Origin of the sequence: Hyphomicrobium sp. (assembly GCF_003987855.1) — a bacterium.
Lineage (GTDB): Bacteria > Pseudomonadota > Alphaproteobacteria > Rhizobiales > Hyphomicrobiaceae > Hyphomicrobium_B.
Map to the genome: position 1 here is coordinate 36,576 of NZ_RXIZ01000009.1, position 12,712 is coordinate 49,287.

10 protein-coding genes are annotated in these 12,712 nt (G+C 58.8%); 2 read left to right on the plus strand and 8 right to left on the minus strand.

Annotated features, from left to right (window positions below; all coding sequences use genetic code 11):
• The first annotated feature begins 341 nt into the window (after positions 1 to 341).
• Positions 342 to 1,784 carry a PAS domain-containing protein gene (locus EKK30_RS08945; RefSeq protein WP_290983453.1) on the plus strand — a complete coding sequence of 481 codons (1,443 nt, stop codon included), beginning with the start codon at positions 342 to 344 and terminating at the stop codon, positions 1,782 to 1,784.
• Positions 1,785 to 1,958: 174 nt separating this feature from the next.
• Here EKK30_RS08945 and EKK30_RS08950 read toward each other — a convergent pair whose 3' ends face one another.
• The 8 genes from EKK30_RS08950 to EKK30_RS08985 all read right to left on the minus strand — a co-directional run bounded on the left by EKK30_RS08950 (position 1,959) and on the right by EKK30_RS08985 (position 11,512).
• Positions 1,959 to 2,405, minus strand: a complete 447-nt coding sequence (locus tag EKK30_RS08950) for a response regulator (RefSeq protein WP_290983456.1) — start codon at positions 2,403 to 2,405, stop codon at positions 1,959 to 1,961.
• A complete protein-coding gene (locus EKK30_RS08955; protein ID WP_290983458.1) occupies positions 2,398 to 3,501 on the minus strand; it encodes a PAS domain-containing protein in 1,104 nt (367 codons plus the stop codon). Before EKK30_RS08955 ends, EKK30_RS08950 begins: the two co-directional genes overlap by 8 nt.
• Positions 3,502 to 4,112: 611 nt before the next feature.
• Positions 4,113 to 4,580 carry a DUF411 domain-containing protein gene (locus EKK30_RS08960; RefSeq protein ID WP_290983461.1) on the minus strand — a complete coding sequence of 156 codons (468 nt, stop codon included), beginning with the start codon at positions 4,578 to 4,580 and terminating at the stop codon, positions 4,113 to 4,115.
• 122 nt (positions 4,581 to 4,702) lie between these two features.
• Positions 4,703 to 5,086, minus strand: coding sequence for a hypothetical protein (locus tag EKK30_RS08965; protein ID WP_290983464.1), 384 nt, complete (start codon positions 5,084 to 5,086; stop codon positions 4,703 to 4,705).
• A 14-nt stretch (positions 5,087 to 5,100) separates the two neighbouring features.
• On the minus strand, positions 5,101 to 8,223 hold the full coding sequence (locus tag EKK30_RS08970) for an efflux RND transporter permease subunit (protein ID WP_290983467.1): 3,123 nt from the start codon (positions 8,221 to 8,223) through the stop codon (positions 5,101 to 5,103).
• Positions 8,224 to 8,226: 3 nt separating this feature from the next.
• On the minus strand, positions 8,227 to 9,768 hold the full coding sequence (locus EKK30_RS08975) for an efflux RND transporter periplasmic adaptor subunit (protein ID WP_290983470.1): 1,542 nt from the start codon (positions 9,766 to 9,768) through the stop codon (positions 8,227 to 8,229).
• Positions 9,769 to 9,793: 25 nt separating this feature from the next.
• The gene (locus tag EKK30_RS08980) at positions 9,794 to 10,198 is read right to left on the minus strand and encodes a DUF305 domain-containing protein (RefSeq protein WP_290983473.1); all 405 of its coding nucleotides are present in this window, start codon (positions 10,196 to 10,198) and stop codon (positions 9,794 to 9,796) included.
• Between the two features lie 1,041 nt (positions 10,199 to 11,239).
• Positions 11,240 to 11,512, minus strand: a complete 273-nt coding sequence (locus tag EKK30_RS08985) for a helix-turn-helix transcriptional regulator (protein ID WP_290983476.1) — start codon at positions 11,510 to 11,512, stop codon at positions 11,240 to 11,242.
• A 130-nt stretch (positions 11,513 to 11,642) separates the two neighbouring features.
• On the opposite strand from EKK30_RS08985, the gene EKK30_RS08990 reads away from it, so the two are divergent.
• On the plus strand, positions 11,643 to 12,698 hold the full coding sequence (locus EKK30_RS08990; protein WP_290983479.1) for a tyrosine-type recombinase/integrase: 1,056 nt from the start codon (positions 11,643 to 11,645) through the stop codon (positions 12,696 to 12,698).
• Positions 12,699 to 12,712 lie beyond the last annotated feature (14 nt).

Consider the following 12,712-nt stretch of genomic DNA (forward strand, 5'->3'; position numbering starts at 1 on the left):
TTGATTGAACAGAAACTGCGATTGATACCTGTCGCCCGCATCGCCGGGTGAGCTGTGCCGAACGAGCCGATTAAACATACTGCTGTTTTTTGCGGGGTGAGAAGATTTCGGTGAAGTTGCCGTATGTTCGAGTTTTCGCTAAACGGCATATACCATCGACATGGATCGTTTCGGCCAAATCGGGACGGCATCCCCCGATCTTGCGGTAGCATTGTTGCGGTTGGAGTCTTAAGGCGGGCATCCTGAAGGGATCCAGGCTCTCGCCATAGGTGTGAGCAACTAAACCCCAACTGACTGAGAGAATAAGAGCAGACGGCAATTGCCGACCAAAGTGAGTTCGCGTGGCCAATCTTGACGACCCGAAGCGCCTCATGGCCGCAGCTTTCGCAAAGCTCGATCATTTGCCGGGAAGCGACCGATTCGACCGCATTACACGACTGGTCGCGCAAACGCTGCAGGCTCCCGTATCGCTGATATCGATCGTTGACGCGAGCGGGCAGTTTTTCAAAAGCTCCTACGGTTTGTCCGAGCCTTGGGCCTCCGCGCGCCAAACGCCGTTGAGTCATTCGTTTTGTCGGCACGTCGTCGAATCCGAGAAAACTCTTAGGGTCTGCGATGCACGGCAGGATCCGCTGGTGCGGGACAACATGGCGGTGACGGACCTCAACTGCATCGCCTACCTCGGCGTGCCCATCAGGGCGCAGGCGGGCGAGGTCGTCGGGTCCCTTTGCGCGATCGATACGCAACCCCGGGCTTGGACGGATCAAGACGAGGCGAACCTCAAAGACTTTGTGGGCTTGGTTGAAGACCAACTTGCCTCGGCCAATCTGCAGACGGGTCTCCGCGACATCCTCAACACCATGCCCCAGATGGTATGGTCGACAAGACCGGACGGGTACCACGACTTCTACAATGATCGTTGGTACGAATTCACCGGCGTGCCCTACGGCTCGACGGACGGAGAAGGCTGGAACGAGATGTTCCACGCTGACGACCGTGAGCGTGCGTGGCAAACCTGGCGTCACTCGCTTGCGACCGGAGCGCCCTACGAAATCGAATATCGCCTACGCGATCGCAACGGGCAGTATCGATGGACGCTCGGGAGGGCGCTCCCCATCCGCAACAGCCAGGGTGCGATTGAGCGATGGTTCGGAACCTGCACTGACATCCATGATCTCAAGGAAGCCGAAGAGGCCCGCGATCTGATCTCGCGCGAGCTTTCCCACCGCATTCAGAATATCTTCGCCGTGGTGACGGGCCTGATCGCAATGGCGGCGCGCTCGAAGCCGGAAGCCGACGCCTTCGCGAAAGACCTGATGACCAGGCTTCAATCCCTGGCGATTGCAAACCGGTATATCAAAACGGATCATGCCGCGTCGATGTTTGTGCAATCCGGCGAGCATCAAACGTATGCCGGGCTTATTCAGACGATCCTTGCCCCGTATTATCTATCGGGCCGCATCATCGTCAGTGGAGCCGATTCGGACATCAACTCCGCCGTCGCCACGCCGTTGGCGCTGATATTACATGAACTCGCAACCAACGCCGTCAAATATGGCGCACTGTCGAATTGCGAGGGTCGGCTTGCGGTGGAGGTAACGTCTCGATCCGACGCGACGGAGATTGAATGGATCGAACGCGGCGGTCCCGTCATCGACGCCGAGCCATCAACAGTCGGATTTGGAAGTCAGCTGGTTACATCAATGGCGAAGGCGATGCGGGCCGACGTGCGCCGCAACTGGTCGCCCGGTGGACTAAGGGTTCACCTGCGCATACCCGTTTGATGTCATCCCCGCTTCGCATTCGCCGGTCCGCTTTCCGGTTGACAGAAGACGAGGTTGCTCATGGCGCGCCGAGCAATCCGGAGCACTTTCTTTGATTTCCTAGGAATCCCCCGAGGTATCGATCGCCGGATAGTAAAACCCTGAGGAAGGACTCCGCGTCGTAGCCTGAGAAGGTCACCATTGATTTTTGAAATTGTCCGTCTTGGCGAGGCATTCGGGCGCGTCCCCATGGGGAGGCGGGCGGCATATGCCTTGTTCGAGATAACGTAGCGCTTCCGAAATTCCGGATCTCGTAAACGGCTTCGAAATGACGCCGTGGGCTCCGCAGCAATGAGCGGGAACCAGATCCGGATTCGCAGTGAGAAAAACGATGGTGCTGTCTTTCCACGCGGCTTGAACGAGGCGACAAACGTCAAAGCCGCTCTGGCCTTTGGCTAAATGCAGGTCGAGGAAGACAAGGTTTGGCGCAATTGTTCCCACAACTTGGGTTACTGCATCGAGCGAATCTGCTTCGGCCACCACGCGATGCCCTTGATCCTCCACGAGCAAAGACAGGTCCAAGGCAATCAACGCCTCGTCCTCGACAATCAGGACATCTAGGGGCGGTGTTGGTCTAGTCACTCTCATGCACCGGAAAGACGATAGTAACGCGACTCCCCGGATGACCACTTTCCCAGCTAGCGCGTCCACCGATTTGCCGAACGAGTCGCTCGATCAGCACCGATCCTAAACCTCCGGAAGGGGGCTCTGTTCCGAACCCGGCGCCATCATCCGTTATCGCAATCATTCCCGAAGAGCCGTCCGACTTCGCATTCACTTTCAATGTTCCGCCACGACCGTTCGCAAAGCCGTGCTTGACGGCATTCGTGATGACCTCGTTAAGAATGAGCCCCAAAGGCGCTGCGGTCGATGAGGGAACCGGAACACTACTAACATCGCGGACGATTGCGATATCGTTCCTGCCACATGTCCCGACAATCCCCGAAGCCAGGGTCTCGGCAAGGGCCCCAGCGTCGAATACGGCCAAATCGCTCGATTCGTACAGCTGGCGGTGGACAGCCGACAGCGCGTCCAGCCGTTCAAGCATCGAACTGAGCTGGGACGCGATAACGGGATCGGTGATGCGCCTAGCCTGCAGCCGCAGGATCGAGCCGATCAACGTGAGATTGTTTTTAACGCGATGGTCGACTTCGTGCAGGAGCAATGTCTTCGTGTCCAAAGCCGCGCGCAGAGCAGCGGTCCTCGCCTCCACCTCCCGCTCAATCTCCTCCTTCTGCCGGGCAATGAGAATCTGCGCCTCAATTCGAGCCGTCACGTCGAGTTGGGAGGCGAAAAAGAACTTGATGTCTCCTGCCGCGTTGCGAACCGGGCTCAAATACAACGCGTTCCAGAATGTGGAACCATCCTTGCGGTAGTTAAGAATGTCGAGTTCGATATCCCGTCCACCCTCGATAGCCGCACGTATTCGACGAACGGAATTCTGATCTGTCTCTGGACCCTGCAAGAATCGGCAGTTCCGTCCGATAATTTCGCTGCGCTCGTACCCGCACAGCCGTTGAAATGCTTCGTTGCAAAAAACGATGGGGTTATCTTCGAGATCCGGGTTGGTGACGACCATCGGCATCCGTGTCGCCCTCACAGCGGCGGCGAACGGATCGCCAGATCCTTGCTCGTGGTCGATGTCGCCTGTGAGATGCCAATCATCGCGTTGACGCATGCGTTTTAATTCCGTCAAAGATGCCCCTGCTGATAACGCCGTGGACATATATACCGGGTATGCGAAAAAATGACGCTGACTGATCAAGGTGATGCCTCTCGGCTTTCGCGAAAGAGGCGCGATAAACAGCAAATTCAAGTCTTATAAGGCCTGCCCGGACGGCATGCCGACGACGGACGCCGAGACGATCAGCGCCGATCTGCACGCCTGGTTGACGAAGTCAGGATGATCTTATGAGAGCGAAAACCGCGCAATTTGATCGGGCCGCAAATGGCCCGTTAGAAAAAGGCACGAAGTCTGCTTTTTCGAGCGCATCTGACCTTCATGGGATGACCGGCGGCTGCCTACCGAGTTTCGGCCGATTATCGCTTTCTCGGCATCGCGACGGCGCTACACGACCGCAAGGTCCCATGAGCCGACATTGGCTAGAAGGTTGGACGAGGTCGGAATCCACCAGATGCGGATATCTGCTTTCGATCGCAAAGCGGAAGCCTTGCTCGCCGCGCTGAGTACCGCTTTGTTCACAGCCGACACACCAAGGACTCTCGCTCGGGTACAGATACGGAAAATTGGCTTCGGAGCGATGGGCATGCGCGCGTTTAGGGCGAAGTTTAGTCGTAGTGCTCAAAGACCTTCTTGCTTCCTTCTGAAGTGAAGAGAAACACGTCAAAAGCTTCGTGCGAGCTTCCCTCCATTCCGGGAGAGCCAACCGGCATGCCGGGGACAGCAAGGCCCAACGCTTGAGGTCGTTCGGCAAGCAACCGCCGAATGGCGTGAGCAGGCACGTGCCCTTCGATAACGTAGCCAGCGATTATAGCCGTATGGCACGATGCAAGATCTTGAGGCACTCGGAACCGCGCTTTGATAGTCGACATGTCAGGCGCTTCATTGATGTTCGCGATAAAGCCGTTGCTCTTCAAGTGCTGCACCCACCGGCCGCAGCAACCGCAACTCGGATTTTTGTAGACCTCAATAACGGGGAGCGGATTCGCCCCGGCATTTGTCGCCAACAGGACAGGTACGGCCGCCATCAATCTCAACATCTCGCGGCGCCTGTAATGAAGAATCTCGGCGTTCATTCTCTTCTCCAATCAAGATGTTTGCGGTGACTGGCGCATCATAGATGGGCGCATAGCGACGATAGCCGGCGATATCAAATACTTTGCGACGCGAGGATAGATTTTGTTCGATCCCGGCCCGGTTACGGCACGACGTAACGCGCCTGCAGATTATGCCCATCCGGCATTGTCGCGGTCACGGCAACCTTCGAGCCCGGAGTGAGAGGCGTGGCCAGCTTTGCCGTAAGTTTGTCTGGATCGGCAGGCGTCAGCGCGAGCGGTGTCGTCTTGCCGCCGTCCTGCACGAAGGCTTTTGCTTTGGCGTCCTTCGAGGGGATGGGTTTTCCCGCTTCGTCCGAAAGATAGAACGTTACCTCCGTAGGAGATGGCACAAACTCAATATGGTGGCCGGAGGCCTCCATGACGTGACCGCCATGCGAGCCTTTGGCCTCCTCGTGCGCGAGCGCGGGCGAAGAAGCAGCGAGCACGAGAGCGGTTGCGATAAGATGGGCTTTGTTGCGAAACATATCATTCTCCTTTGTCAGAAAGTTTCAGCGAGTTGGGGTTTTCCCGTTGGAACAGGATTGATTGCGAGACGCTCAAGCGCGGGCCTGCCGAAGCGCAGGAACAGGAGCGGCGTCACGAGAAGATCGAGCAGCGTTGCGCTGATAAGCCCGCCGAATATCGTCACGGCAACGGGATGCAGTATCTCCTTCCCGGGCGCGCCCGCATCGAGCAGCAGCGGCGTCAGCGCAAGGCCCGCAGAGAGCGCCGTCATAAGAACGGGCGTCAGCCGTTCGAGGCTGCCACGGATGACGAGACCTTCGCCAAACGGCTCATCTTCATGGAGAGCCAGATTGATGTAGTGGCTGATCTTGAGGATGCCATTACGCGCGCTGATGCCCGTCAGCGTGATAAAGCCGATCATCGAGGCGACAGATAAAGGCTGGTGCGCGATCCATAGCGCCGCGACGCTGCCGATGAAGGCGAGCGGTACATTGCCCATGATGATGAAGGCCAGAACCGCAGAGCGGTAACGGCTGAAGAGCACGATGAAGATGGACGATAGCGAAATGACCGACAGCCCGAGGATCAGCTTTGAGGCTTGCTCGCGCGCCTGGAACGTGCCTTCAAGGCTTGTCGAATATCCGGCTGGCAATGGCGTCGCTGCGACGACATCGCGGATCTGCCTCACGATCGCACCCATATCGGAACCGTCGCTGTTCGCCAGAACGACCATGCGGCGGCGGCCATTTTCCCGCAGAATCTGGTTCGGGCCTTCCGATTCCGAAACATCGGCGACAAGGCGCAGCAGAATGCGGCCCTTCGGTGTTTCGATGAGAAGACCGCCAAGGCCCGCCGTCGTGCGGTCCTGATCCGCAAGCCGCAGCACGACATCAAAGCGCTTCGCGCCGTCCACGATGGTCGAAACCTTGCGTCCGTTCGATAGGCTTTCGAGCGCTTCCGTAACGCCTGAGGGCGTGATGCCGTACAGCCGAGCGCGGGCAGGATCGACCTTGACTTCAAGTTGCGGGATCAGAACCTGCTTCTCAAGCTGCAGATCGACGAGGCCTTTTACGCCTGTGAGTTTGCCACGCAGTGTTTCAGCAAGCGCGCGCAGCGTCTCGGTATCGTCTCCATAAATTTTGAGGGCAATTTCCGCGCGAACGCCCGACAGCATATGGTCAAGGCGGTGCGAGATCGGCTGGCCGACATTGGTGCTCGCCGGGAGCACGGCGAGCTTGCGCCTGACATCCGCCAGAATCTCCTCGCGCGTCCGGTGCGATTTTTTGAGATCGACGTCAATCTCGCCCGAATGAACGCCTTCGGCATGTTCGTCGAGTTCGGCGCGCCCCGTCCTGCGGCCAACGGATTTGACCTCGGGAATTTCTTTCAGCAGCGCTTCGGCGATCAGGCCCAAACGGTTGCTTTCCTCAAGCGAGATCCCGGGATTGAGCGTCAGGCTGATCGTGAGCGTTCCCTCGTTGAACGGCGGCAGGAAGGTGCGCGGCAGGAGCGCCGCAAACAGCAGTGCGGCCATAAATGCACAGACAACGAATGCGGCTACAAACCGTATCGACCGAAAAGATGCCTTTAGCGCCTTTTCATTCCAGCGCTTCAGCGTCTGGACGATGGCGCTATCGCCATGTGCATTCTCGACCGACTTGCGCAGCAGAAACGAGGCGAGCACGGGCGTCACCGTGATCGAAACAAGGAGGCTCGCAAGGATCGAGACGATGTAGGCGACGCCAAGCGGCGCGAAGAGCCGCCCCTCAATGCCGGAGAGCGCGAACAGCGGCACAAAGACAAGGACGATGATGAAAGTCGCGTAGATAATGCCGGATCGCACCTCGATGCTGGCGTCTGCCACGACTTCGAGCAGCGGTCGCGGCCTTGGAAGCCGGACATTCTCCCGCAGGCGGCGGTAGATGTTCTCGACATCGACCACGGCATCGTCAACGAGTTCGCCAATGGCGATAGCGAGGCCGCCGAGCGTCATCGTGTTGATCGACAGCCCGAAATATTTGAAGACGAGGACAGTGACGAACAGCGAGAGCGGTATAGCCGTCAGGGAAATGGCCGTCGTCCGCACGTTGAGGAGGAAAAGGAACAGCACGACGGCGACGACGACCGCAGCTTCTTTCAGGACATTTTCGACGTTCGAAATCGATGTCGAGATAAAATCCGCCTGACGGAAGAGAAGCTGGTTCGCCTTGATCCCTTTCGGCAGGTTGCGCGAAAGCTCGGCGAGAGCGCCTTCGACCTCTTGCGTCAGTTTTACGGTGTCGGCTCCCGGCTGCTTCTGCACGGACACGATCACTGCTGGCGCGCCGTTTGCGCCCGCATCCCCGCGCTTGACCGCTGCCGCGAAATCGACGGTCGCCACCTGCCGCAGGAGAACCGGTTGACCCGCGCGCGCTGCGACGGAAATGCCGCGTAAATCTTCAAGGCTTGTCGTGCGCCCGAGATTGCGAATGAGATACTCGCGGTCGTCCTGGTTGACGAAGCCGCCGCCCGTGTTCGTTCCGAAGGCGCGGATCGCGGCTTCGATGTCGGACGCGCTGACGCCGAGCGAAGCCATTGCCGCGATATTTGGGGTGACGCGGTATTGCCGGACCTCGCCGCCGATCGGAATGACCTGGCTGACGCCCGGTATTGCGAGAAGGCGCGGGCGGATCACAAAATCCGCCGTCTCGCGCACCGTCATTGGATCGGCTTCAGGACCGCCCGTCACGGCGATCAGCATGATCTCGCCCATGATGGATGAGACAGGCCCCATCTGCGGCGTCACGCCGGGCGGCAGCTGGGCTGATAGCGTCGCAAGGCGCTCGGCAACCTGTTGCCGGTTGCGGTAGATATCGGTGCCCCAGTCAAACTCGACGTAGGTGATCGAGAGGCCGATACCGGCAACAGAACGCACGCGCGTCACGCCGGAAAGGCCGTTCATCGCGCTTTCAATCGGGTAGCCTATTAGCTGCTCGACTTCGGGCGGCGCGAGGCCTTCGGCTTCTGTCATGATCGTCACGGTCGGCTTGTTGAGATCCGGAAACACATCGACCGGCAGGGTCGAAACCGTGAAGCTGCCCCACACGACGAGAATTGCCGCAGCGGCAAGCACGACGAGGCGGTTGGCAAGGCTTGTCCTGACGAGAAAATTGAACATGGCCTACCGCACCTGATTGACGAGTTCAGCGCCGCGCCCGACGATGCGCACGTCAGGATCGATCCCAGCGGTAATGCCGAGGCGGGCCGCATCGACTTGCTCGGTAACAACAGGCCGTGCCTCGAAGCGCTCTGGCGCAACATGGAGCAAGACGGATAGCTGGCCATTTGCGGTGCGCACAACGCTTGAGCGGGGAACGGCGATCGCCTTTACCGGCTCTTCGACGGGCACATCAACCGTCACCGGCTGACCGAGGCTCAGGCCGTCGCCTCCGCTCTTGATCCGGTAGAGAAGCGGCACCGCCTGCTGACGCAGCGAAAGGCTGCGCCCTGCAAACTCTAGAGAAAGTTTCTGCCCGTCAGAGGTGACGGCGCTTGCCGCCTTCGCACCGCGCTCGATGCCGGGCACGGCGGTGAGATCGAAAGCGAGCGCCTCCACGAAAAGACTATTCGGATCGACGATTTGAAAAAGCGTTGTCTGCGGATCGACTACCTGGCCCGCCATCACATTTGCAACGGCAACCACACCGGACGCGGGCGCGAGAAGCGGCTGGCGCTCACCGAGCACAGGTTTGATTTCGGCGCGGCGGGCCTTGAGGCCATCGAGTTCCGTGTGCGCGTCGGTAATGAGCGAGTCGGCTATGACATTCTTCAGCTTGTCGTAGCGCGCAACTTTTGACTCAGCGAGCATGATCTGGCGATCGAGTTCTCCCGTCGTCTGGCGAATATCGCTCTGATCGACGAGTTCAACGCGCGGCATCAGATAGGCAAGAATCTGACCCTCTTCGACACGGGAACCGATGACCGGGAAGCCGCCTTGCGGCGGTTCGATGCGGCCATTGAGAAGCGATTGCACAACCCCGCTCTTGTTCGGATCGGTGACAATCTGGCCCGCGAAGCTCATTATCTTTGAGATGGGGCCTGCCTGAGAGGTTCGGATCGTCTCGACGCCAAGGAGGGCTTGCGTTGCCTTCGGCATGAAGATCGAGCCGTCAGCCGCGCGGCGGGAATTATCGGGAAGATCGAGAATGGCTGCGGTGCCTTTCTCGCTTGCATCGGCAATCAGGTCGTGCGGAACGATATGATCCCAGATGCTTTCGTGGGTATGCTGAACTGCTGCCGCCGGTATATCGAGCGTTCCGATCAGAAGGTCAGAATTATCGCCAGCCGAGACCGCGAAGGTGAGCGCATAGCTGCCCGGCTTCGTCACCCATGGTGCAGGCAACTCGTAATGCTCTTTGACGACGATAGCCTGAGCGGTCGTCTCCCCGAAAGTGACATCGATCTTTGCGCCTTTGACGGGCTGGTTTGACCAGAAGTCCGTCAGATAGATGACGAGCTTGCCCCCGCCCGACGCCGTCGGCACACCTGAAATTTCGAAGAGTTCCGAGCTTGCCGCTACACGGGCAGGAATGCCCGGATCGACAGCTTTCTCCTCGTTGCCATGGTCCTCGCCGCCATGCGCCATCGCAAGCGGCGAGGTGAGAAATGCGGCTGCAAAGACGCAGCACCCCAGGGTGACGCGAATTTTTCCAGCGAACTTCATAGCCGTATTTCCCCTCAGCATGGCGTTACTTTCCGTGCTTTTCGAGCCAGGACTTCATGAAAGCGATCTCGGATTCCTGCGCTTTCACGATGCCTTCGGCGAGCTTGTGAAGCTCGGGGTCTTTGCCGCACTGCAATTCGATCTTGGCCATGTCCACCGCGCCTTCATGGTGCGGGATCATGCCCTTTACGAAATCGACGTCGGCGTCGCCGGTCATCTGCATGCTCATCTTTTCATGCATCTTCGTCATCGCGTCGCTGAAAGCTTTTGACGACTCCGAATGATCGCCCCCCATCATGCCGGGCATACCCTTCATGCTGCCCATGTCGTGCATGTGCTGCATATCCTGCATGTTGTTCATGTCTCCCGCATGCGCCGCGAGAGGCAGGTTGGAGAGCGCAAGAGTCATTGCGAGTGTTGCTAGTTTCATTGTCTTCGATCCTTCGAATGTATGGGTTTGCATCGCCTGCCGCGCCGCGCGGGCGGTGGCCCGGACAGCTGAAAACAAGCGAAAACGATGCGGTTATCCGCGCACACGCAAGGCATGCCGATTCACATCACAGAATTTGAAGGATTAGGCTTTTGGAGGCCGGTCGAGACCGGAGTCGCTGCGTCCATGGAGGGCGTCGGCGATGCTAAATGCGAGCTTGTCTGAGTCGGCAGTTCGCGGAACAAACTGTTCGGCAGCCGACAAGCCGAGCGCCGTGCAGCCTGACATTCCGCATGGCGAAGCACCGCCAGCGCAACAGCAGCAGCCGTGGTCGCAGCCGGAGGCTGACGAAGACGCGGAAGTCACGGAAGCAACGACACCATTGTGTCTGGGCAGGACATCGGGCCCGGAAAGATGCTTGGCAGGAGCAGCCGAAAACTTTGCTGGAATTACCGCAGCCGCTGCCTTTGCGGTCTGCTCGATCTGTGCGCCATGGTGATGACCCTCATGCGCAAACGCCATCGTCCCCGAAAAGAGGAAAACAAGCGCGGTCGCAAGAACGAGCCGTATGGCGGCAACAGGTTTCACAAATTTCTCACAAGCTGATGTATGAAGTATACCCTTCCAGGGTATCCGAGGTCAACAACGTCGGGTATTCGCTCATTCGCTGTGCCAGCGCCGTACGGCCGCAATATGAAGTCCGCGAATACAGAGATGCGTGACATTCGTCAGACTACGTTGCTCGACACGCCTAGAGATACGCTTGCTGCCTTCGAAGCGTGCAGTCAACATCTACAATGGCCTTAAACGCAAGGCCAAGACGTCCCCTTTATGCTGGCAAGCAGACGCCGCGAGTGACTTGCAGATCACTTCTTTTAGACCGATGGTCGATGACGGCTTCCTCGGCAAAGCAGACGTGCGTTGGGACTAACATGGCAATTGCCGACGTCGGCTTCGGGTCAGAATCTGACGTTTCGAGCCTATCCAAACCGATATCAGCTTTACCTTCGAAAAAGAGTTCCGGGCGCAATGTTCGATAAGCTAACGGCGGCCCACCCAGCGTACGCCAGCGCCGCTTTCGCCGCGGGGTGGAATAAGTTCAACGCGGTGATCGAGAAGAGCCGAGACAACCTTCTCCCATGTCGCGAGCGAGATTGCACCGTGAGTCAGACGTTCTGCGATTGTGATTGTCTCGGCAGCTTCGATCCGTCGAATGGTGCGCTCCGTGACGCCCGCCGCGGCCGCCAATTCTGCGATGGTCAAGCCGGCCATCGCTCGTGCCGCAGCGATCTGCCGCCCATGCCATTTGTCCATTCAAGCGAGATAGCAGATTCCACAAGGGACAAATATCGCCCTTGTCAGGGACGAAAAACGTCCTTATTTAGGTTCTGACAAGGGATGGTTATCGGGACCTATCGTGTCCCGATGGCGAAGAGGGGGCGCCGTGACGAAGACCGACATCATTCCACAAATCGATTTCCTGTCGAAGGATGCGCTGAAGTTCCTGAAGGCGTCGCTCGCCCCGAACACGCTTCGTGCCTACGCCGCACAACTCAAGGCGTGGGAACAGCACTGCGAAGAGCAGAGCGTCGCTCCGTATCCCGCTTCTCCCGTCGCGGTCGCGAACTGGATCGCCGAGCGTGCCAATCACGGACGCCGCGGCGGTCGACGCATCGCAACCGGCGAAGCTGGTCAGGCCATATCATCCGTCCGCACCGTCATCCCAGCGATCAGAGCTGCTCACGTCGCAAAGGGGCTGAGCTTTGACACCCGTCATCAGGCGCTCCGCGGTGTGCTCCAAGGCATCAAGCGCGAGAAGGCCGAGGCGCCCAACCAGTCCGCCGCCCTCCCGGCTCGCCAGCTTCTCGATATCCTCGAAGGCCTCGCTGACGATCTGGTCGCGGTAAGGGACGCTGCGCTTCTGGCGCTGGGTTTTGCCGCCGCGCGCCGGCGGAGCGAACTTGTCGGGCTCGATCTCGATCGGCTGGGGGAGGGCAGCGGCTTCCTCATGCGGAACGCAAAAGACTTCCGCATCGTGCTCGTGCGCGGCAAGACAGTGACCGACGACGATGATCCAATTATCGTCAACCGCGAGGATAATCGCGAAGCGGCAAAGGCGATCGACCGATGGCTCGATCAAGCAGGCATCGCCTCGGGAGAGCCTGTGTTCCGCTCATTCCGAAAAGGTGACAGACTTCAGCGAGAGCGATTGTCGGCGGATTACGTTCCGCGGATCGTGAAGGCTCGCGTCGCACAGCACCTTGTCAGGAGCGGCGTGCCAGAAAAACTGGCCTTTAAAGAGGCCGCTCGGTATGCCGCGCACTCGCTGCGCCACGGTTTCGCGACAAGCGCCGCGGAGGCCGGCGCCTCGACGTTGGAGATTGCTAGCGTTACGGGCCATCGATCACAAACGATACTCGCCCGATACGTAAGACAGGCCGACAAGAACAATCTCCGTCCTGGTCGACGGATTGGGGTAGGATTGCGAAGAGACGTTTGAGATAGTGGCGAGCT